Source organism: Prosthecobacter sp., assembly GCF_044227185.1.
Lineage (GTDB): Bacteria > Verrucomicrobiota > Verrucomicrobiia > Verrucomicrobiales > Verrucomicrobiaceae > Prosthecobacter.
In genome coordinates this window covers 184,553-205,700 of sequence record NZ_JBGAFO010000006.1, presented here as the reverse complement: position 1 = coordinate 205,700, position 21,148 = coordinate 184,553, and the positions used below count along the sequence as shown (strand labels likewise).

Here is a 21,148-nt window from a genome sequence, read left to right as displayed (position 1 = left end):
AACAATCGAGTTTTCATGGCAAATGACAAGGACAAGGCCCCGCGCCCTTCTTTCTTGCGCTTTCCTTCTCTTTCTCTGTGCGCGCTTGTGGCACTTCTGGCTGGAACTCCTCTCCATGCGCAGCAAGGCAACAACGTCTCAGCCCGGTTTGCCGCAATCAAAGGCATCGTGATGGTTTCCACCAGTGGCCTCGGTGAAAAACGTGTACATAAAGGCGACACCGTCCGCTCGGGAACCGTGATCACCTGCGGAGCTGAATCCGGTGCCTCGCTGAAACCGCTGGCGACACTTCATGTGATCGTCTATCCCGACACGAAAATACGCTTCGATGGCGCAGATGCTAACTCCGATGGCGGTGGCAGCGTGATGTGCACCATCCTTTCTGGCAAGGCGCTTTTCCATCTCGACCAGGCGCCCCAGGGTCCGCAAGGAACCTCGGCAACCAAAGAAACCCAGCCCGCCGTGAAAGTCACCGTCGTCACTGACGAAGGAACGATCGTCAACAAAATGGGCGGCCCGCCGCAGGCGGAGGACAGCACGAAGCCTGGAGACAAAACCACCACGCACATCACCACCGCGACCTGGACGGTGCAGCATGATGAAGGCAGAACCGTGGTGGCCGTGGGCGAAGGTCTGAGCCACGTCAGCATTGGCAAGGGAGCCGCCGCAGGCGGTGGCGATGTGGGCGGCCAGGTCAAGGTGCCGCAGGGCTCCGTCATCTGGCTGTTCAACCGCGGCGGCAAGATTGGGGCCGAACTGGTGGATACCAACACCGGCAAGGTGACCAATCTCACCGGCGGCTCGTCAGGCACCAGCAGCACCGACCTTGTGACGCAGTCAAAGCAGCAGCTCGTCACTCCTTCGTCCAGCGGCACGACTTCCACGCTTGGCACGCCCACCACGACGCCGGCCACCCTGCCTACCAACACTTCGTCGAATCCCGATCTGTCCACCCCGCAGAAACCCCTCCCAGTTGTTTCATCTGACACCCCCTAACTCAGCCCGATGAACTTCAAAAAAAACCCACAGTTCCGACTTCCCGCCGCACTGTTCGTGTGCTGCATGATGCTGCACGCAGCCGTGGCGGAAGGCCAGGAGACGCTGCGTGACGCCGCTGCCGGCACCCAGGCGTCCCTTGCCTCCCCCGCAGGTGAGAAGGTGCTCGACACGCTGGACAAGAACGACACCGAGGATGTCTTCCTCGACGAGTTCATGAACTACCAGATGAAGCTTCTGAAGAACTGGAAGCTGCGCGTCTTCACCTCCGGCACCTGGCGCTACGACTCCAACGTGTTCCTGCGCAACTCCAATGTGCAGAGCGACACCATGTGGAGCGTGAGCCCGGGGTTTCAATACTCCTACGGAGACGACCAGGCGAAGCTGCAGGTGCTCGCGGACTACAACGCTCAGTTCAACTTCTACGACAAGTTCAGCCAGCAGAACTCGCTCAACCACTTCCTGCGCACGTCGCTGAACTACCGGATGCAGAAAACTTCGTTCAAGTTTTCAGGGCTCTTCCATCAGGTGACCGGTGGTGACCTGGATGTGGGCGGGCAGGCCTCGCGCGTTCAGTTCTCCCCGCAGCTCCAGATCATGTATGAGCTGTCTGAAAAAGTACGCGTGGGCCTCAGCGGGCAGCTTCAGCGCACCCACTATGACGCGCTGATCTCCTCCACCATCTACCGGTTCGGCCTGTTCGCGGACTACTCCTTTTCCCCCCGCTTCCGCCTCGGGCTTCAGTTCAACGAAATGATTCAGGAAGTGGATCGAAGCGGCGGTCAGAGCGGCCAGGACTACCTGGTGCGGCTGGAGTATGAGGCGTCCAAAAAACTCTCTCTCAACGGCTCCGCGGGGATTCACATCCTCCACACCGCTTCCGCCGGAGACGCCACGCTGCCTCTGGGCACCCTCGGCTTCAAGTACGCACCCGGGCCGAAGACCACCCTGTATGCAAACATGTACGCACGGGCGCAGAACTCCCCCTCCCTCGGCGGCCAGTATTATCAGTCTCAGGGCGTGCTCATCGGCGCCCAGCAGCAGCTCGGCAGCAAGCTCACTGTCGGCGCGGACTTCGGCTATGACTTCTCCGCCTATCATTCCTATCTCGCCGGCGTTTCCGGCACGCGCCGAGATCACGTCCGCTTCATGCGCCCCTGGGTGAAGTATGCGCTGCAGCGCCACCTCTCGCTGGAGATTTTCTACCAGCACACCACGAACGACTCCACCGGCACCGGCGCGCAGCCCTTTGCGCGTGACCTCGTCGGGGCTGGCATCACCGGCTCCTGGTAGGAGACCGCCCACCTTCTGAATTTATGAACATCCACAAACATCTCACCTTCATCCCCGGCAGAGGCTGCCTGCGCGGCGTCTTTGTGGCGCTGTGCTGCGCCGGATTGAATTCGACGCTGCAGGCCCAGCAGCCGGCGGCTTTCCCCGCCGGTTCGTCCTCCCCCCAGGCTTCCCAAAAGGGCACGATGCCGGCCGACTACCAGATCCGCGAAGGAGACATGGTTCAAGTCTCTGTCTTCGACGAGCCCGAGCTGGCGGCAGGCGGCCGGGTGCGGAAAGACGGCACCATCCAATGCCCGCTGATCGGCTCCATCAAAATTCAAGGGCTCAGCCAGACCGCGGCGGCCAGAGCCATCGAAGAGGCCTACCGCAAGGACTACCTGGTGCACCCTGAGGTCAATCTCTTCGTGTCCCAGTTCTCCGTGCAGCGCATCACCATCCTCGGCCAGGTGCAGCGTCCCGGCGCGCACGAGCTCCCGGCGGAAAAAGACCTCACGATTTTGCAGGTCCTGGGGCTGGCCGGCGGCCCGACCCGCATCGCCAACCTCAAAAAGGTGCTGGTGAAGCGCATCGTGGAGGGCCGCGAAAAAATCTTCCGAGTGGACGTCAACAGCATGGCGTCCGGAAACCAAACCATGATGTTCTACGTCCGTGAAGATGACGTCATCACCGTCCCTGAAAGCTTCTTTTAATACCATGCAAACCGCCTCACTTTCCCTGATTCAATCACCGCATGAGGGGCCGCACCGTCTGGAAGCGGACGCGGGATCATCTTCATCACTCCTGAGTCCGGCACAGCTGGTGGACGGCGTGCGCCGCCATAGCTGGATTCCCATCACACTCGCTCTCTTTGGGCTGATCCTGGGCTACGCCTATTTCAAGCGCCAGAAGCCGGTGTATGAAGCCGTCAGCGTGGCTCAGTTTGGTTCTGAGCAGAACTCCCTGCTGGGACTCAACAGCGTGAGCACCCCCGGCCTTGGGGACGAAAAATCCGTCAACACCCTCATCCAGGCCGCCAAGAGCCGTGAAGTGGTCGGGCGTGTCGTCTCCGAACTGAACCTGACCCAGCTCGCCGGCTTTTCAGGGGGGCATCCCGCCAATTCCAAGGAAGCCCGCGAAAATGCGATCTCCACCGTGAGCTCCATGGTCCGCATCAGCCTGCGCAAAGACACGCGTCTGATCGACTTCACCGTGACCGGAGCCAATCCGGAGCAGGTGGCCTCGGTGTCCAACCAGGCGGTGCTCAGCCTGGTGGCTGAACTGGAAAGCCAGAAAAGCAAGACCTTGCAGGGAGCCATCCAGGCCCTGGTGGCGGAAGGACAGCGCCTGCAGGAAAAGCTGAAGAAGTCGGAGATCGCCATGCATGACTACAAGCGCAACAACCAGGCCATCTCGCTCGACGAGCGCAAGGACCTCGTGCTCGCGAAGCTGAAGGAGCTCGGCTCTGAGCTGAACCAGCAGTCCAAAGAACGCCTGACGCTCGAAACCCAGCTGCAGGCCTGCAAGGAGGAAAAGCTGCCGCGGGATGAACTGCTGAGCCTGCCCACGATCGCCAGCCATCCCAAGGTCTCGGGCATTCTCTCCCAGATCAGCAATCAGAAGTCCACGCTGGCCCTCCTGGCGGAGCGCTACAAGCCCAAGCATCCGAAATACGAGGCCGTGCAGGCGGTCATCACCAACCAGGAGCAGCAGCTCACCACCATCCTTGCAGACGCCGTGCATCTGCTGGAGTCAAGCTGCGACCACGCCCGCGAACTGGAGCGCAAGCTGCAGGAGCAGCTCAAAAAGCAGGAGTCCGAAGCGCTCGATCTGGAGCAGCTCGCGGTGCAGTACAATGTGCTCAAGCGCGAAATGGAGTCAGACCAGGCCGTCTATGAGTCGGTGCTCACCCGCATCAAGCAGGTGGACGTGTCCAAGGGCATGGAGACCCCTCCCATCTGGGTGCATCAGCTCGCCATGGTTCCCGGGGAGCCTGTGTCGCCGAACGCCAAGAAAGTGGTGGGCAGCTCCACGGCCGGCGGCTTCATGCTCGGCCTTGCCATCATCGGTCTCATCGTCATGCAGGACCGCTCCATCCGGTCCGTGGACGATGCGCGCCAGAAGCTGCGCGTGCCGGTGCTTGGCATGATCGCCAATCTTCCGCACCATCCTGACACCAAGGACCAGCGTCCCCGTGGCGGTCATGACTATTCCCAGGGTCTGACTCCGGCGCTCATCGCGCACAAGGCCGTGGCGGAAAGCTTCCGTGAGTTTCGCGCCATCATCGCGCGGATGGCCAAAAGCCCGCAGACCTGCCACATGGTGGTCAGCGCCATTCCTGACGAGGGGAAGACCTTTGTTTCCACCCATCTGGCCGTCAGCCTGGCCAGCCAGGGCTACCGCACGCTGCTCATCGACATGGATCTGCGGCGCTCCCAGCTTGCCCAGGTCTTCGGCATTCCCAGCAGCCGCAAAGGCGTGATCGATCTTCTCCTGGAGGAAGCCTCCTTCGCCGAAGTGTGCCTCAGCGGCGGCATCGCCCATCTGGCCATCATGCCCGCTGGAAAACGCGTGGCCAATCCCGCCGAACTGCTTTCCACCTGCGGTGTTGAACGTCTCAAGGAGATGGCGTTTGCCGCTGGCTTTGACCGCATCGTGATCGACACCGCTCCGCTGATCCCGGTGAACGACACCCTGGAACTCGGCGGCCTGGCAGACAGCACCTTCCTGGTGGTCCGCTGCAATCGTACTCCCGCCGACATCATCCAGGAGGCGATCCGCAAGCTGCAGCAGACCAACATCCCGCTGACCGGCCTGGTCCTGAACCGTCTGGCCCAGCGCACGCGCAGCTACGACTACTACTACCACCGCTCCTACTACAAGGCGGGTGAGAACGAGGAGTCCGCCCCCCTCCGTCCCGCTTCCCGCACCCTCAACCCACCTCACGGGATGAGTTGAGAAGCCCCCCCAGGGCAAACATTGCAGCCGTGTGCGCATCCCAATGAGCACACGGCTTTTTTGTGCCTTGAACACACGCACTGGGAAGGATGTGCGGGTGTCGCGCGCCCAAGACATTCGTGGGAGAACCGCGGCGCGACAGAGCTCGACGAAATCAAAGGCTGGAGCGGGAGGGGGCATCCCCCCATGCTCGCGAAGCGGGAGCGGCATTTGCCGCCTTGGTTTTCTATAGCGTCTTCCAAAACGGATTTCCGGTCAGCGGCGCTTGGGGACGTTCGGCGGAGGCTGGAGGACCAGCCTCCCTACCTCGCTGCAGGCATGCGGGTGCCCGGCGCAGGCAGGGCTGGCTGTCCTCAGCCAGCCGCCGTCGAAGCCCATGATCCGCGACCAAGAAACAGCCCGCTCAACGGAAATGAGTTTTGCGAACCGCTATACCGGACACGTGGTGCTTTTAAACGCTCCAGGGCAGCGCTGGCCGTTCTCCCCTTCCCGCTCGATAAAAAAGAGGCCGTGCTCAGCATCGGGTACAAAAAAACCCAGGCTTTGCGCGCCTGGGTTTTTTGGAGCTTTTGAGGGCCCTGCCGGAGTTTTGCCACCCCGAATCAGGCTGCCTGGAAGGCCTGATTGCCGCCTGCCAGCAGTCCGTGCTCCACGCAGTAGCGGGCAATCTTGGCGCCGGAATCAATGCCGGTCTTCTTCCAGATGTTGTGCTTGTGCACGGACACGGTCTTGGCGGAGAGGCTCAGGTCCAGGGAGATGGCTTTCAGGCTTTTCCCATGGGCGAGCTGGAGGAAGATTTCAAATTCGCGGCTGCTCAGCACCTTGTGCAGTTCCTTGCCGCCGGCGGGGAGACGCACGGCATTCTCGGCAAAGGACTGCGCCACACTGCGGGAGAGGTATTTCTTCCCACGGAGAGCATAGTTGATGGCGGTGACGATTTCGGCCGGAGGAGAATCCTTGGCCACGTAGCCGCAGGCGCCGGCTTTCAGGGCGCGTTCGATCCACAGGGCCTGAATATGCATGCTGACCACGATGCAGGCTGGAGAAGGCATGGCCGCCGCGAAGTCGGCCAGGAGGGTCAGACCGGAGCAGTCGGCCATTTCCAGGTCGATGAGAACGACGTCAATGGCGTGTTTGGAGGCCTGCTCGCGGGCCTTTTCGGCGCTCGTAACCACCATAATTTCAAAATCTTTAAACATCAGCCGCAGATATTGCCCCAGTGTCTCTGCGAACATGGCATGATCATCAACGAGCATGATTTTTTTAGAAGAAGGAGTCATGATTTTGGAGTGGGTGAGAACGGTGAAGGCACTTTGATTTCTGGAGAAAGAGCAACCTGTCTGGCTGCTATGACAATATATATTTATATGGAAAATCTTATAATGCCGCTAAATTAAGTTTTATTTATTTAGTGCTCTGCGCAAGCAGTTCTAAGTGGAAATTCACCCCCTGGGTCTCTTTGCCTGAGAAACCGCTCCTGAAGGGACAAAAAAGCCGCTGGAAAAGCCTGGATACTCAAGCCAGCCAAAATATTCCAACTCCATCAATTTCCATAGAGCGGCGGCATGTAACTCCCTGGCTGGCTGTGTCTTAAGCCTCTGTTTAGGCCATTCCAAGAGCTCGGTTTAATGACTAGTCACCGACGACGCTGATACTATCCGGTTGATCTGCCAGCTCAGTTTCCCTGACGGGGCTGACGCAGACCCTCAACTGTGACCTGCCAGCCTCCCATCCCCGCCTCCCAAGACTTTCATCCCTCGCTTCCCGCCATGTCTCTTTCACCCTCCCACGAACGCCCCACGATTTTATGAACATTCCCAACTGTGTTCTATTTCATCCAAGCGAGTTCACCCGCTCGAGCTGGAAGTTATTGCTCAAGAAGATCCTGCCCGAATGCAAAACGACTGAGGCCGCCACCGTCGAAGAAGTCAGAGAAGCGGCCAATCTTGGACTGGTCAGCCTCTTGATGATGGAATTCCACCCCCGCGACACGAATCATGGACTCGAGGCCTTGAAGTCCGTCATTGCGCTCACCGGTGGCAAGCACCTGATGCTCATCTGCGGCCCGCCCGCTCCGGTAACGACGCGGACCGCCATGCAGGCAGGCGCCACCGTGTGCCTGGGCTGCAATGAATCCGTGGAAGAATTGAAGCGGGCGCTGCACGCGGCGCTGGAAGGCGTGCCCTACATGTCGAGCGAGCTCGCCTCTGTCCTCGCCAGATCTGTGACTCCCTCCGGCGGTCTTGATGACGAAGATGACGCCTCGCAGTATGCCCTCTCTCTCAGGGAGGAGGAGGTTCTTGATCTGCTGGTTTCAGGGCTGCGTCCCAGCCAGGTGGCCAGCCGCCTGGGTCTGAGCATGAAAACGATCTCCAGCCACAAACGCAACGCGCTGGGCAAACTCGGCGTGTCGAGCATTCTGGAAGCGGTGCGGATCTGGATCTGAAACAAAGACGTTCCCTGCATCCAGAAAACTCTGGAAGACACTCCGCGGGGCTTCATTTCAAACACACCTGCCAGGGGCGCATGCACCCGCGCCCCGGCAGGGAGTCCTCCAGGAACCTTTCCTGGCCACACGGACGTCCGCTGCTGGGGTTGGCAAAACTTAGGGCAGCGGAAATGGTTTTTAATGTGGAGAGAAAGCTTTTCTGGCAAAACTCCGAAACCAATAAATGCCAGAGTCGAATGGCACTCGGTTAAGGGCAGTCATCGCTCTTTCTGATGTGTCAAGCGAGAGTCCTGGATGGTGCTCTTGCGGAAGAAAGCACCCCCAGGAGCGCGGACTTCCAGTCCGCGCATGACGGGTGTTTGCGCATAGTGCGCGTAGCAAGCACGCGGCGCATCGAGTACGCCGCATTCTCCCAGAGTGTGCAGGCAAAAGCGGAGCTCCGGGTGTTTGCGGCGTGCTGCGGACTGGAAGTCCGCGCTCCTGGCCGCTTTGCGCTGTGCGGGGCGAAAGGCACGAAGGGGCCGCCTTAACCGAGTGCCATTCATGCCGGAGTCTTTGTTTTGAATGAAGGTGAAAAATGGAATCGCAGGCCGCGATTTATCGCGCCGCCAGCATGGTAACATGCATTTGATTCCAGCGGGAGGCGCAGCCAGCCCGAAAAACCATTTCACCAGGGAAAAGGGGTGTTTTTAAGCCCTCGGAACAAGTGTCCTGGCATGGCATGAAATGATGCTGTGGAAACATTTCATTCCATAAAGCATCACTTACTTTTCGTGATTTGTTTCTTTTCCTTTTTTGTCGATTGTATGGCTGTTATGAAAAAAATCTTTGCTCTAGTCACATTCCTCTCAGCCAGCGCTCTTAGCAGCCACGCCGACATCATCACCCAAACCGTTAATTTCGGAACCATTACTGGCGGCAGCCAGTTTTACTTCAACCAGTTCAACACCGCCCTCGGTACACTGACCGGGGTGGAACTGGACTGGACGGTCAACTCCAGCATCTCCTCGGCCTCAATCACCAACGAGAACACTGGCAGCGTCACCATCAGCCGGATCACCTTCACCAACACGGTCGAAGGCTATGTGCCTTCCATCGGCGACAGCGGTGATCTGGTTGCCGAAGTGGCGAAATCCAAATCCATCACTCCAGCCGGTGGAACAGTAACTCTGAGCAACGGCCAGACCTATAACTACGGAAGCGTGTCATTCAGTGGTTTCACCCAGACTGACAACTACACTTCGGCAGACGCCAACTTCAGCTCGTTCCAGGGAACCGGCAGCGTGCCGCTCTATCTGGCCAATACGTTTGGCGCCACACCGACCGCGTCCGGATCCGGAAGCACGACGTCATGGCTGACCAGCATCACGGGCAGCACGACGGGAAATCTCGTGGTCACCTACACCTATGACGCAGCGCCCCCGCCGGTCTCGCCCGTGCCGGAACCTCCTTCGGTCATTCTCGGCTTCGGCGGCATTCTCGGCATGGCGGCCTTTGCCTTCAAACGCCGCCCGAAGGCCCCTGCAGCCGCGGAAGCAGCCTGACCTGATTCTTCAACAACCGCTCACCGTTTGCGCCCTTGAACACCCGGACTTCAGCAAAAACCAGCTCAGTGCTGTGGCTCTCAGCTTCATCCATTGTCTGCCTCTGTTTTGCACTTCAAGAGATCTGGGTTCGACATCCGGCCTGCCATTTCTTTCCGCTTCCTCTGCTCACCTGGGTGTGGCTGGCGGGACGGGATGGCATGGCCCGGGTGGTCTGGGCGCCGAAGAACGCGTCTGCATTCAAATGGCTTGTCACGGGCCATCTGCTGCTGGCGCTCGCTTCGTTTCTGTTGATCTCCCCCTTCATGGCGGGACTGTCGTTTTTCGTGATGTCCGTGGCGCTGGCGGTGGCCAAGGGGAGCCCCGCGGAGAATGAAGCCCCTGCGTGGTCGCTCCCGGTGCTTTCCTTGTTTTTCATCCCGCCGCCGCTGATGATGGACCAGCAGATTCACCAGGTGCTTGCGGGACTGGCCGCGCGGCTGAGCCAAGGCTGGCTGGATGCCATGCAAGTCCTGCATGTGGTGCAGGGGACGATCGTCGCGACGCCGGGCAAACGCTTTTTCGTGGATGACGCCTGCAGCGGCACCAACACCCTGCTGGTGGCTGTGTGCGTGGCTTTGATCGTGAGCAGCCTCAACAAAAGATCCCTGGTCCATGCGGCCGTGCTCCTTGTCTCCGCCGGCCTGCTCTCGGTGGCGTCCAACGTGCTGCGCATCTGTGTGGTGATCGGCAGCGCGCATTTCTGGGGATGGGAGCTTGATCATGGCTGGGCTCATGATGCGGTGGGCATCGTTTTCTTTGTGCTGGATCTGCTGCTGATCTGGAGCGCTGACCACGGCCTGCATTTCCTTCTCAACAGTTCGTATGACAGCGGAATCTCTTCTGACTCCTGGTCCACGCCGCCCGCCACGGCGACCGGCTCCCGTCTGTTTGGCCGCCTGAGCGTTTGTGTGGCGGTCATCGGCGTCACCATCCTCGCCGGCCCTGAGGTGATTTCACTGGCCCGCCCCGCCGCCCAGGCCGCCAGGACGGAGAACCCTCCGCTGGAAGAATTTCAGATGCCCGCGGCGCTGTCTGGCTGGGTGCGTGAAAGCGACAAGCCCGTGGAAGATTCGATGGTGGGCAATGTGGGCGTGCGCAATCAGGTGTGGCTCTACCGCAAAGGAGGCCTGCAGGCCTATGTGGCGGTCAACTTCCCCTTCCAGGGCTTTCACGACACACGCCTCTGCTACACCGGCCAGGGCTGGAAATTTCAACAGCAGGTGGACGCCGCGCTTCCCGGAGAGAAGGCGAAAACCGTGCGCTTTCTGGAGATGAACCAGCCCACGGAGATGACCCGTGCCAATCTCTGGCTGGTGGTGCTGGATGAGCACGGCTCCGCCCAGGCGTTCTCGGACAAGCCCCGGGAGCGCATGACTGAACGCCTGCTCTCGCGCTGGACCAGGCCTGAGCCGGTGACGACGACGACGTATGTCCTCCAGATCATGACCTTGGAGCCGGAGAATGACGCGCGTGCGCAGAGTGCGCTGACGGAACTGCTCACCGGAGCGCGCAACTGCGTGGCCGCAGCCATTTCAAACCACAGCCCACTAGCAGGAAAGGAAAGTGAATGATCGAAGACTTCATCCATGAAACACGTTTCCGCATCGCCTCGATGCTGGACAGGCGCAAACCCCTGGACGGACTGCTGGGACTGCCGGCTTTCTTTACGCTGGTGGTGCTGGCTTTCATGGTCATCAGCTCACGCACGGACATCAGCAGCGAGTCGCTGGGGGAACTGGAGCGGGAGGCGCAGGGCCACCTCGACAAAGGTCATTTTGTGGAGGCCCGCATCGCGGCCATGCGGCTGATGCAGGAAGGCATGCAGAATTCAAAGGCCCTTCTCATCGAAGCCAAGGCCCTGTGCGGCATGGGCCGGGAAAACGATGCGCTGCGGCTGCTTTCGCGCATGGCGCCGGTTGACCGCCCTGGCCATGCGCCCGCGCACGTGATCCAGGCCACGATTCTTCTGGCGCAAAAAAATGGAGACGTGCAGGCGGCTTCGCAGCACATCAACAACGCGCTCCTCAGCGATCCATCCAATCAGGATGCGACGGAGCTTGCCGCACGTTTTGCCGCCGGACGGCGCGACTGGAAAACCGCCCTCTCCCATCTGAATCAAATGAGCCTGAACAAGCGGGCGGACCTGATGCTGATGAAGGCCACCGCCCTGCAGTTCACCGGTCAGGAGAATGACGCGGTGAAATTTGCCGCGCAGGCGGAAGAGGCCCTGCGTCTGCTGCAGAAGTCAGTCCCCTCACATGGCAACGAGGTGCGCTTTTCCATCGCCGCCAGCCTCAGTCTCCAGCGCAAATTTGAGGAGGCCGTGCAATGGATCCTCAGCGGCGTCAGCGGCAAGCCCACCAAGGAGGAGCGCCAGATCATCGGCGGCATCTATCTCTCCTGGAGCAGGTATCTTAAAGAGCAGCCGGCCGCAGACCGGATGGAGGTGCTGCATCTGCTGGAGCAGGGCATCCAGGTCAGCCCGGAGAGCCAGGATCTCATCATGGCCTTCCTGGGTGACTGTGAAGAGCTCACCAGCACGCCGGCCGACCGCCAGCGCTACATGGAGCGAATCCTGGGCAATGGCGGCATCGCCACGTCCTTTCTCCATTACCACATGGGCGTGCAGGAGTGGAAGAAGGGCAACCGGGATGCCGCGAAGTCGCACTTTGAACTCGCCAGCTCGCTCAACCCAGGATTCAAGGCGATCGGAAACAATCTGGCCATGGCGATCGCTTCTGTTTCTTCGGACCGTGCGGACCTGGAAAAAGCCCTGGCGATCATCAATGAACTGATCCAGCAGGAGCCGGAAAACCCGTTCTTCCTCGACACCCGCGGCCATGTGCTTGCCAAAATGGGGCAGTTTAAAGAAGCCGTGAGTGACTTTGAGCGGTCTCTGCCGCATGCCCGTGACAAAAACTCGTCCCATGTCAAACTCGCCGACCTCTATGAGCGGCTGGGGATGACGGATCTCGCCTCCGAGCATCGTTCGGCCTCTCTCGCGCACATGGCTTCGGCCGGTGGGGCGAATCCGGTGGTGCGGTGAGCAAGCCCGCCTGCGAGCTCCCGGACGGCGGGGCCGGGCCGCGAAAGTAAGGCGGTGTGGAGGCGGTCGGGCAGCCTGGTTTTTTGCCAGCCAGCGGCAGTCTGGGAGGCACTGAACGGCGTAACCCATTTGCGGTCTAAAATGCGCACATCTTGACATCCGGGGTGAAAGCATGCCCTAAGTAGGCCCTTTTTCCCGCCCCAACCTGTTCACACGCACATGCCCAAAGCCCTGATCATTGCCGAAAAGCCCAGCGTCGCAGCCGATCTTGCCCGCGCCCTTGCGAAAGCTCCCGGCATGAAGCCCTTCGCCAAAGAAAAGGACTGGTACGAAAATGAAACGCACGTGATCTCCTCCGCCGTGGGCCACCTGCTGGAACTCGGCATGCCGATGGTGAACGGCAAGAAAATCGGCTGGGGCTTCACCAGCCTGCCGATCATGCCGGACCAGTTTGAGCTCAACCCCATCGAAAGCAGCGCGGACCGGTACAAGCTGCTGACGAAGCTGCTCAAGCGCAAAGACATCGACACCGTGATCAATGCCTGTGACGCCGGGCGTGAGGGGGAGCTGATTTTCCGCTACATCATGGATGCCAGCGGCTGCAAGAAGCCCGTGCAGCGCCTGTGGATGCAGTCCATGACCCAGGGAGCCATTCTGGATGCCTACAAGCACCTGCGCAGCAATGAGCAGATGCTGCCTCTGGCAGACGCCGCCAAATGCCGCAGCGAGAGCGACTGGCTGGTGGGCATCAACGGCACCCGCGCCCTGACCGCGCTGAATTCACGCCATGGCGGCTTCCGCCTCACCCCTGTGGGCCGTGTGCAGACGCCCACCCTTTCCGTGCTGGCGCAGCGTGAGCGTGACATCGCCGCCTTTGTGCCGCGCACGTATTTTGAGGCCATCGCGTTGTTTGAAGTACCCGCCGGCCAGTATGCCGGCCGCTGGATCGACGAGAACTTTAAAAAGGACGAAAACGACGAGCACAAGAAGGCGGAGCGTCTCTGGGACCAGGGCACCGCCCAAGCCATCGCGGACCGCTGCAAGGGCAAGCCGGGCGTCATCGAGCAGTTCATCAAGCCCACGCGTGAGGCTCCTCCCCTGCTCTACGACCTGACCAGTCTGCAGCGTGAAGCCAGCAACCGCTTCGGCTTCTCGGCACGGCGCACTCTGCAGATCGCCCAGGCGCTGTATGAAAAGTTCAAGGTGCTGACCTATCCCCGTACCGATTCCCGCCATCTGCCGGAAGACTACCTCGGCACGGTGACGGACACTCTGAAGACCTTTGCCAGCCATGACAGCCGCAAGCAGGACGCGCTGCCGCATGAGCTGGGCACGCATGCCGCCACGGCGCTGGACAACAAGTGGGTGCGGCCGAACAAGCGCATTTTTGACAGCAGCAAGGTCAGCGACCACTTCGCCATCATCCCCACCGGCCAGATTCCCCCGAAGGAGCTGCCCGAGGCGGAGCAAAAGCTCTTCGACATGGTGGCACGTCGTTTCGTGGCCGTGTTTTTCCCGGCGGCGGAGTGGGAGGTGACCACCCGTATCACGCGTGTGGGGCAGGATGCCTTTCAAAGCAACGGCAAGGTGCTCAAGGTGCCAGGCTGGCGTGGTGTGTATGGCAAAAAAGCGGTGGAGGATGATGCCGAAGGCGATTCCGGCAAGATCCTGGTGGCTGCCGAAACTGGCGGCAAAGCGAACACGCTGGACGTCGAAGTGAACGAGCACCAGACCAAGCCCCCGCCCCGCTATACGGAAGCCACTATTCTTTCCATGATGGAAGGTGCCGGCAAACTGGTGGAGGACGAAGAGCTGGCCGAAGCGATGAGCGAGCGCGGCCTCGGCACGCCTGCCACGCGCGCCGCGATCATCGAAGGTCTCATCATGGACCGCTACATCGAACGCGTGCAGCGTGATTTCCATGTCACGGCCAAGGGACTGGCGCTCATTGAGCAGATCGGCGCCATCGGCATCGATGCGCTGAGTTCTCCGGAAATGACCGGCCAGTGGGAGTACAAGCTGCGCCAGATGGAGCACCGTGAGCTGGACCGTGAGAGCTTCATGCGGGACATCCGGCACCTCACCAAGCAGGTGGTGGAAAAGACCAAGGCCTACTCCAAGGCCGCGAAGGAAAAGGTCTTTCCCGACTTCCCCGCCACCTGCGGCGTGTGCGGCAGCACGGAAGGCTACAAGCAGACAGAAGAGTTTTACGGCTGCAAAAACCCGAAGTGCAAGGTGCGCGTCTTCAAGACCGTGGCCAGCCGTGCCCTCAGTGACGAAGATATCCGCACACTGATCGAAAAACGCTTCGTCGGCCCGCTCGACGGCTTCCGCAGCAAGAAGGGCAAGGAATTCAGCGCCGCGCTGCAGATCAAGGACGACATGAAGGTGGCCTTTGTGTTCGGCGATGGCAGCGATCCCGACAGCATCAACTGGGATGAATGCCCGGTGATCGCCGACTGCCCGGTGTGCGCCAAGAAAGGCCGCAAGGGAGAAAAGATCTACGAGACCGCGGACGCCTACCAGTGCAAGATCAACGCCACCGAGACCTCCAAGTGCAACGCGCGCCTGCCGAAGAAGCTGTGCCAGAAGGACATCACGCCGGAGAACGCGCGCGAGTTCTTTGAGAACGGCAAGACCTCACTCATCACCGGGATGATCTCCAAACGCGGCCGCCCCTTCAGCACCTTCCTCGTCTGCACCCCCGGCGAAAAACGCATCATGAGCTGGGAGTTCCCGCCCCGAGAGCCGAAGCCGAAGGCCGAGAAAAAACCCAAGAAGCCTGCGGGTGTGAGCGGGCGGTGAGGGTGAGTCTTGTCACTCCGGCGACGGCGGGCCTGTGGCTCTGCCAGCGCTGATGCGCTTGCGGCGCAGCACCTGTCAGCAAAAGACTGAGCTTGCTCAAGGCTTGTTGCCAATTGGCACCCGGAGGCTGGAGACCGTTGGTGAAAGGCAGCGCCGTCTGCCTTTTCACCGCCTCTGCTGGCGGGATAACGGCAGAGGGTGCTTTCAACCCTCTTGTCTTCCAAACCCCATGACCATCCCCCAAGCACACGCCGGGACCCATGCGCCGATGAGCGCGAAGGACGCCATTTACGGGCGCCGCTCCATTCGTCACTTCAGTGGGGCAACAGTGGGCCGGGATGCGATTTGCATGTTGCTCGATGCGGCCGTCCACGCTCCCACCGCCATGCATCAGGAGCCGTGGGGGTTTGCGGTGATTGAGGACAGGGCGCTCCTGAACCGCCTGTCTCAGAGCACGAAGGAAATGGTGCGCCATGAGGCCCTGCGTGCCGGATCACCCCACGCAACCCAGGTGCTGGAGCTGGTGAACAAACCCGATTTTCATGTCTTCTACGATGCACCGGCGCTGATTGTCATCTACGGCAAAGCTGAAGGGCCGTTCACCGTCGCGGATTGCTGGCTGGCGGCGCAGAACCTGATGCTGGCCGCCTGTGCCAGAGGGCTGGGCACCTGCGTCATCGGGTTCGCGGTCGAGACATTGAACCTTCCAGAGTGGAAGGCAGAACTGAGCATTCCCGATGGCTGGACCGCGATCGCTCCCATGATCGTGGGAGTACCTGCTGGTGATGCACCGCCAGTTCCGCGCAAGCCGCCGGAAATCCTCACTTGGAGATGAGGCAAAGTTCGCCGCTCTCGGCATCGTCTGCGGCTTCTCCCGGCATGGGAAAGGCTCGCGCTTCGGTCTCATCGGCGCTCTTCGTTACGAACGAGGTCCCGCCTGACTGGAATGATCCCGCGCATGGTCTTTCGCGCATGCCAGCGCCTGCCGGGCGGACCAAAGCCAGGCATACATCACCGCGAAACCGATTCGCTGCCAGAGTCCATGATGTCGCGCGACATGATCCCCGGTCCAGAAGCACACGGCCATCACCAGCACTGCCCCGATGCTTCCCCAGCCGAAAAGACGCCACCGCAGGGATGCAGCCATGCCGGCGGCAATGCAGAGGATGCCTGTCAGGCCGAGGCTGACGACGAGCCGGATGGCGCGGTAGTGGACATCTGAATAGGCGTCCGCCAGGCCATGCTCATAGGGCGTGTGAGACGTGTGGGAGGTGAACCACCATGTCGGCGTCCACCATTCATGCGCCGGCGGTGGCGGCTGCTCGACCCGCCGCATCGGCCCATAAGCCACGAAGAAGTTGGCCATTGCAGTGGTGGCGAGAAGAAGACTGCCGACAAGAATCAGGACGTTTCCTTCGCTCTGGCGCAGAAAGGCGAGCGCAAGCAGGAACAGCAGCGAGGCGAAGGCAAAGCTCGCGACGATGAGCCAGGGCCAGTGCGGCGCCTTCCTCATGTACTCGCTGACATAGCTGTCCGTCAGGCTCAAGCCGCCCGCCTCACCACCGGCATGACCATAAACCAAAGCTCCAAGCGTGACGAACAGGGAGATGATGATGCCCGCATCGATAAGTCGTGAAAGCAAAGGGCGGTCATGCATGAGGCGCGGATAACAGGATAATATGATAGCTTCGTCCGCAGACAACGCAGCATGTCAGCATGTTGTTCAGGCTGCCGTGACCAGCTTCCGAAATCTTTTCGCGCTGGGGCTGGCGCCAGGGGCTTCGTGGGTGGGGAAAATGCCGGGGGCTCAATTTGCAGGCAGGAATGCCTGGATCGCTTGGAGGAAGTTCCAGTTGCGGCGCAACAACCGGACTACTTTTCCTTCGCCAGGTGCGCGTACTTCACCTTCCAGTCGTCGGGCAGCCGCACGGGCCGGCCTTCGGGCATCTGCACCAGCGCCAGCGACTGGCGGCAGGTGATGAGAAGTGCGTTGTCCTCGGCGCGGCGCATTTCAAAGGCGCACCAGAAGCGCACGCGTTCCACGGTTTCGAGCCGGCCGTGGATGACGAGTTCATCGCCGAGCTTGGCCGGTTTTTTGTAATCGATCTCAGTGCGCACCACCACGGGGAAAAGATGGGTGTGGGCCATTTCGCGCAGCTTCATGCCCATGAGGCCCGCGAGCCGTGTGCGCGCCGTTTCGATCATGCGCAGGTAGGCGATGTTATGCACGACGCCGCCGCAGTCCGTGTCGAAGAACATGACCTCTTCGCGGGTTTCGATGGTCGGGGTGAGCTGCATGTCAGTTCAAAGCGGCGCGCACGGCAGGCTCATCAATCCCACGCAGTCCAAACACACGCAGCACCGTGTCTTCAATGAGGTTGTTCGGGCAGGAAGCGCCGGCGGTGATGCCGACGGTCACCGGGTCGTCACTGGCCAGCTTGGTGGAGTAGCTCTCCTTCTCCGCTTTGAGGTGGAGATCAAAATGCACGATCTGCTCCAGCGACTTGAGACAGTCCGCCGTGCGGATGAAGAAGGTGGGAAGCTGCTGCTCGCCGATTTCCACCAAGTGCGTCGTGTTGGAGCTGTTGTAGCCGCCGACCACCAGCAGGATGTCCAGGGGCTGCCGCAGGAGACCAAAAAGCGAATCCTGCCGCTCCTGGGTGGCGCCGCAGATGGTGTCGAAAACCTGGAAGTTCTTGGCGCCGCTCTCCGCGCCATCCCGGTCCAGCACCGCCTGTCGAAGCCGGCGCTGCACTTCCTCCGTCTCGGATTTGAGCATCGTCGTCTGGTTTGCCACGCCGATTCGAGTGAGGTGCAGATCCGGGTCAAATCCTTCGGAATGCGAACCCGGCGGAAAGCGCTTCAGGAAGGCCTCCTTGTCTCCGCCGTGGCGGACGTAGTCGCAGACGTAATCGACATCGGCCAGGGTGAGCACCACCAGGTAGTTGCCCATGCCGTCATCCCCCATGGCACGGGAGGAGGTGGCGCGGGTTTCCTCGTGGCTGGCCTTGCCGTGAATGATGGAGGTGAAGCCCGTCTTGGCATACTGCCGCACGCGTTTCCAGACGCTCATCACGTCGCCGCAGGTGGTGTCCACCACCATGCAGCCGCGCTCGGCGATCAGCTTCATGAGGCGCGTCTCCGCGCCGAAAGCCGGCACGATCACCACATCCTCCGGAGTCAGCGTGGCCACGGTCGCCTCGTGCTCGCTGGTCGGGATGCTCACCACGCCCATTTCGGTGAGCTGGCGGTTCACCTCCTGATTGTGAATGATCTCGCCCAGCAGGAAGACACGGCGGTCGGCAAAGACCTTCCGTGCGGCATAGGCGAGATCGATGGCGCGTTCCACGCCGTAGCAAAAGCCAAAATCGCGGGCCAGCCGCACCGTGGTGTTGCCGATCTGGATCACGCTGCCTTTGGCACGGAGCTGCTCGACGATGTGACTGCGGTAGTGCGTCTCCACCTCGGCCTGCACACGCTCCATGACCTCAGGGGTGCGAACATTCACCCGACGGGCGGCTGGAGCGGATGCAGACATGATAAGAAAATGGGGGAGGCTCAGTCTCAGTAGTACATTTTGCCTTTGGCGGCGTCTTCAAAGACCTTGTTGCTCATCATATACGAATCAGGCGGGTCGGCGAGCTTGCTGTCATCGAGAACCGGGAGAGTTTTTCCGACGGTGGCGTCTTCAGGCTGGGAGACGGCGATGTTGAGCGGGGTGCCGGTGCGCACCATGCTGAAGATCTTCTGGGCGGACTTGATGGGCAGGCGCACACAGCCGTGGGTGCAGGGATAGGGCTTCACCCAGCCCCAGTGCATGCCGTAGGCGGACTGGAACTCCATCCAGTAAGTCATCGGGTAACCAGCCCCGGGACTGCTGGCACGGCGGCGGTTGGCCACCTTGCTGTAAATGGTGAAGTTGCCCTTCGGTGTGGGGCTGCTGGCGGTGCCGACGGAACATGGGGTCGCGAGGAGCACCTCGTTGCCTTCCATCACATACACCCGCTGGGCTCCGGTGCTGAGTTTCACCCGCACGTTGGAAGGGTTCTTCACCGGCTTGGTGGCCGGATCATAGCTCAGGGAGGAATGGCCGCCCGTTTTCACGGCGGTGCAGTTGCTGAGAGCGAGGGCGAGCCCGGCAAAGGCAAGGGCCTTGAGGGAACCGCGGAGGATGGAGAATGGCGAATTCATAGAGGCTGGGCATTTAGCACACGATTTAGCCTCCTCCAGCCTTTTTCTTCACCGCCTGCTCTCCGCTTGCAGACGGTGAGAAACTTTGCCCTCGTGGCGGCGTTCTATCGCCCACATGCCCTCCCCTTCCCTGATCGACGTCCTCGTACGCACCGCGGCCAGCGCCGGCTGCGAGGAGCCCACGCGTCTGCGCCACACCCTCGAACTCGCGTCTGACAACCGCCAGCCCCTGATGGATGCCGTGGTGGACAGCAGCATGGTGGATGAGGACCGTTTCTTTGCCCAGCTCGCCACCGGCCTGGGCATGCCCTATGCCGAGGAAGGCGCCGGCGATGGGGCGGAGGGACTGCGCACTAATTTCCCGGCCAAACTCGCGCTGCGCCACCGCATCTGCCCCCTGCATGTGGCCGGCGGAGAGGCCACCATCCTGACCTACAACCCCTTCGATCTCAGCGCCCGCCAGGCCGTGGGCCAGGAGCTGCGCAAGCGCGTGCACTGGCAGATCGCCCCGCGCCACCGCATCCTCGAAGCCCTGCACCAGGGCTACGGCGTCGGCGCGGAGAATTTCGAGGAGCTGCTGGAAGGCCGCGAAAACGGTGACGAACACGACGACCTCAAGCAGGAGACCACCGTCCTTGATGAAGCGGACGAAGAAGCCACCGTGCTCAACTTCGTGAACCAGATCTTCCGCGAAGCCCTCAAGGAGCGCGCCACGGACATCCACGTGGAGCCACTGGAGCGCGACCTGCGCATCCGCTACCGCGTGGACGGCAAGCTGCTCGAAGTCCCCGTGCCGCCCAACATGCGTCTGCTTCAGGCTTCGCTCATCTCCCGCCTCAAGATCATGGCGCATCTGGACATCGCCGAGCGCCGCCTGCCGCAGGACGGCCGCATCAATCTGGAGCTGGATGGCGAGCCCATCGACGTGCGCGTGGCCACCATTCCGAGCGTGAATGGCGAGTCCGTGGCGCTCCGCCTTCTCACCCGCAAGAAATTCGACCTCCAGGCCATCGGGCTGGACCCGGCCACCGAGGCCACCATCCGCAAGCTGCTCGCCGCGCCGAACGGCATCATCCTCGTCACCGGCCCCACCGGCTCCGGCAAATCCTCCACGCTGTACACCTTCCTCAAGGAGCTGAACACCAAGGAGCGCCGCATTGTGACCATCGAAGACCCGGTGGAAAACAAGCTGGATGGCATCATCCAGATCGCGGTGAAGCCGGAGATCGACCTCACCTTTGCCGCCGGCCTGCGCAGCATTCTGCGCGGCGACCCCAACGTGATCATGGTGGGGGAAATGCGCGACCAGGAGACGGTGGAAATCGCCATCCGCGGTGCGCTCACGGGCCACCTGGTCTTCTCCACGCTGCATACCAATGACGCCGTGAGCGGCATCTCCCGCTTGATCGACATGGGCATCGAGCCCTTCATGATTTCCTCCTCCGTGCGTGCCTTCCAGGCCCAGCGCCTCGTGCGTACGCTCTGCGGCCTGTGCAAGCAGCCTGCGCATTACGAAGACAGCCACCTGCGCACCATCGGCTTCCCGCTGGAGTGGAAGAGCAAGCTCTTCAAGCCCGCCGGCTGCCGCGCCTGCCGCAACACCGGCTTCACCGGACGGCTGGCCATCATGGAAATCTGTCTGATGACGGAGGCGCTGCAGGAGAAGATCAATGTCCGCGCCAACACCATCGAGCTCAAGGCCCAGGCCATCAAGGACGGCATGGTGCCCATGCGCCAGTACGGCTTCCGCAAGGCCGCCGAAGGCGTGACCACCATCGAGGAAGTGATGACGGTGACAGCGGCGACGGAGTAGTGTTGCGAACCCACGATTGATTCAGTATTCTC

Annotated in this window: 16 protein-coding genes; 11 read left to right on the top strand and 5 right to left on the bottom strand. The window is 61.1% G+C overall.

Annotation, left to right across the window (positions count from 1 at the left end):
• Positions 1–171: 171 nt before the first annotated feature.
• Genes ACILSQ_RS15750 through ACILSQ_RS15735 form a run of 4 tightly spaced genes read left to right on the top strand, consistent with a single transcriptional unit; the run spans position 172 to position 5,226 of the window.
• Entirely contained in the window at positions 172–996 is an 825-nt protein-coding gene (locus tag ACILSQ_RS15750) for a hypothetical protein (RefSeq protein ID WP_395744610.1), read from the top strand.
• A gap of 9 nt (positions 997–1,005) precedes the next feature.
• Positions 1,006–2,289, top strand: a complete 1,284-nt coding sequence (locus tag ACILSQ_RS15745; protein ID WP_395744609.1) for a hypothetical protein — start codon at positions 1,006–1,008, stop codon at positions 2,287–2,289.
• 23 nt (positions 2,290–2,312) lie between these two features.
• Positions 2,313–2,981, top strand: coding sequence for a polysaccharide biosynthesis/export family protein (locus tag ACILSQ_RS15740; RefSeq protein WP_395744608.1), 669 nt, complete (start codon positions 2,313–2,315; stop codon positions 2,979–2,981).
• 4 nt (positions 2,982–2,985) lie between these two features.
• Positions 2,986–5,226: a GumC family protein gene (locus ACILSQ_RS15735; RefSeq protein ID WP_395744607.1), complete on the top strand. Its 2,241-nt coding sequence runs from the start codon at positions 2,986–2,988 to the stop codon at positions 5,224–5,226.
• A 602-nt stretch (positions 5,227–5,828) separates the two neighbouring features.
• On the opposite strand, the gene ACILSQ_RS15730 is transcribed toward ACILSQ_RS15735, so the two are convergent.
• Positions 5,829–6,506, bottom strand: a complete 678-nt coding sequence (locus ACILSQ_RS15730) for a response regulator (protein WP_395744606.1) — start codon at positions 6,504–6,506, stop codon at positions 5,829–5,831.
• A 527-nt stretch (positions 6,507–7,033) separates the two neighbouring features.
• Between ACILSQ_RS15730 and ACILSQ_RS15725 the strand changes: the two genes are divergently transcribed.
• The 6 genes from ACILSQ_RS15725 (at position 7,034) to ACILSQ_RS15700 (ending at position 15,947) form a co-directional block, all read left to right on the top strand.
• Positions 7,034–7,672: a LuxR C-terminal-related transcriptional regulator gene (locus ACILSQ_RS15725; protein ID WP_395744605.1), complete on the top strand. Its 639-nt coding sequence runs from the start codon at positions 7,034–7,036 to the stop codon at positions 7,670–7,672.
• An 818-nt stretch (positions 7,673–8,490) separates the two neighbouring features.
• Positions 8,491–9,219 carry a choice-of-anchor E domain-containing protein gene (locus ACILSQ_RS15720; protein WP_395744604.1) on the top strand — a complete coding sequence of 243 codons (729 nt, stop codon included), beginning with the start codon at positions 8,491–8,493 and terminating at the stop codon, positions 9,217–9,219.
• A gap of 68 nt (positions 9,220–9,287) precedes the next feature.
• A complete protein-coding gene (gene xrtU, locus ACILSQ_RS15715) occupies positions 9,288–10,832 on the top strand; it encodes an exosortase U (protein ID WP_395744603.1) in 1,545 nt (514 codons plus the stop codon).
• Positions 10,829–12,307 carry a tetratricopeptide repeat protein gene (locus tag ACILSQ_RS15710; RefSeq protein WP_395744602.1) on the top strand — a complete coding sequence of 493 codons (1,479 nt, stop codon included), beginning with the start codon at positions 10,829–10,831 and terminating at the stop codon, positions 12,305–12,307. Before xrtU ends, ACILSQ_RS15710 begins: the two co-directional genes overlap by 4 nt.
• A gap of 219 nt (positions 12,308–12,526) precedes the next feature.
• On the top strand, positions 12,527–15,112 hold the full coding sequence (locus tag ACILSQ_RS15705) for a DNA topoisomerase III (protein WP_395744601.1): 2,586 nt from the start codon (positions 12,527–12,529) through the stop codon (positions 15,110–15,112).
• A 229-nt stretch (positions 15,113–15,341) separates the two neighbouring features.
• Positions 15,342–15,947, top strand: coding sequence for a nitroreductase family protein (locus ACILSQ_RS15700; RefSeq protein ID WP_395744600.1), 606 nt, complete (start codon positions 15,342–15,344; stop codon positions 15,945–15,947).
• An 84-nt stretch (positions 15,948–16,031) separates the two neighbouring features.
• Here the strand turns inward: ACILSQ_RS15700 and ACILSQ_RS15695 are convergent, their stop codons facing one another.
• From ACILSQ_RS15695 to ACILSQ_RS15680, 4 genes are all read right to left on the bottom strand, one after another.
• A complete protein-coding gene (locus tag ACILSQ_RS15695; RefSeq protein ID WP_395744599.1) occupies positions 16,032–16,769 on the bottom strand; it encodes a DUF998 domain-containing protein in 738 nt (245 codons plus the stop codon).
• Between the two features lie 215 nt (positions 16,770–16,984).
• Positions 16,985–17,410, bottom strand: a complete 426-nt coding sequence (locus ACILSQ_RS15690; RefSeq protein WP_395744598.1) for an acyl-CoA thioesterase — start codon at positions 17,408–17,410, stop codon at positions 16,985–16,987.
• Between the two features lies 1 nt (position 17,411).
• Positions 17,412–18,650: a 4-hydroxy-3-methylbut-2-enyl diphosphate reductase gene (locus ACILSQ_RS15685; protein WP_395744597.1), complete on the bottom strand. Its 1,239-nt coding sequence runs from the start codon at positions 18,648–18,650 to the stop codon at positions 17,412–17,414.
• A gap of 26 nt (positions 18,651–18,676) precedes the next feature.
• On the bottom strand, positions 18,677–19,303 hold the full coding sequence (locus tag ACILSQ_RS15680; RefSeq protein ID WP_395744596.1) for a L,D-transpeptidase: 627 nt from the start codon (positions 19,301–19,303) through the stop codon (positions 18,677–18,679).
• Between the two features lie 115 nt (positions 19,304–19,418).
• Between ACILSQ_RS15680 and ACILSQ_RS15675 the strand changes: the two genes are divergently transcribed.
• The gene (locus tag ACILSQ_RS15675) at positions 19,419–21,116 is read left to right on the top strand and encodes a GspE/PulE family protein (RefSeq protein ID WP_395744595.1); all 1,698 of its coding nucleotides are present in this window, start codon (positions 19,419–19,421) and stop codon (positions 21,114–21,116) included.
• Positions 21,117–21,148 lie beyond the last annotated feature (32 nt).

What these genes read in the sequence shown, in the direction of transcription:
- ACILSQ_RS15750 (WP_395744610.1), top strand. Translation starts at nt 172, where the DNA reads ATGGTTTCCACCAGTGGCCTCGGTGAAAAACGTGTACATAAAGGCGAC.
- ACILSQ_RS15745 (WP_395744609.1), top strand. Translation starts at nt 1,006, where the DNA reads ATGAACTTCAAAAAAAACCCACAGTTCCGACTTCCCGCCGCACTGTTC.
- ACILSQ_RS15740 (WP_395744608.1), top strand. Translation starts at nt 2,313, where the DNA reads ATGAACATCCACAAACATCTCACCTTCATCCCCGGCAGAGGCTGCCTG.
- ACILSQ_RS15735 (WP_395744607.1), top strand. Translation starts at nt 2,986, where the DNA reads ATGCAAACCGCCTCACTTTCCCTGATTCAATCACCGCATGAGGGGCCG.
- ACILSQ_RS15730 (WP_395744606.1), bottom strand. Translation starts at nt 6,506, where the DNA reads ATGACTCCTTCTTCTAAAAAAATCATGCTCGTTGATGATCATGCCATG.
- ACILSQ_RS15725 (WP_395744605.1), top strand. Translation starts at nt 7,034, where the DNA reads ATGAACATTCCCAACTGTGTTCTATTTCATCCAAGCGAGTTCACCCGC.
- ACILSQ_RS15720 (WP_395744604.1), top strand. Translation starts at nt 8,491, where the DNA reads ATGAAAAAAATCTTTGCTCTAGTCACATTCCTCTCAGCCAGCGCTCTT.
- ACILSQ_RS15710 (WP_395744602.1), top strand. Translation starts at nt 10,829, where the DNA reads ATGATCGAAGACTTCATCCATGAAACACGTTTCCGCATCGCCTCGATG.
- ACILSQ_RS15705 (WP_395744601.1), top strand. Translation starts at nt 12,527, where the DNA reads ATGCCCAAAGCCCTGATCATTGCCGAAAAGCCCAGCGTCGCAGCCGAT.
- ACILSQ_RS15700 (WP_395744600.1), top strand. Translation starts at nt 15,342, where the DNA reads ATGACCATCCCCCAAGCACACGCCGGGACCCATGCGCCGATGAGCGCG.
- ACILSQ_RS15695 (WP_395744599.1), bottom strand. Translation starts at nt 16,769, where the DNA reads ATGCATGACCGCCCTTTGCTTTCACGACTTATCGATGCGGGCATCATC.
- ACILSQ_RS15690 (WP_395744598.1), bottom strand. Translation starts at nt 17,410, where the DNA reads ATGCAGCTCACCCCGACCATCGAAACCCGCGAAGAGGTCATGTTCTTC.
- ACILSQ_RS15685 (WP_395744597.1), bottom strand. Translation starts at nt 18,650, where the DNA reads ATGTCTGCATCCGCTCCAGCCGCCCGTCGGGTGAATGTTCGCACCCCT.
- ACILSQ_RS15680 (WP_395744596.1), bottom strand. Translation starts at nt 19,303, where the DNA reads ATGAATTCGCCATTCTCCATCCTCCGCGGTTCCCTCAAGGCCCTTGCC.
- ACILSQ_RS15675 (WP_395744595.1), top strand. Translation starts at nt 19,419, where the DNA reads ATGCCCTCCCCTTCCCTGATCGACGTCCTCGTACGCACCGCGGCCAGC.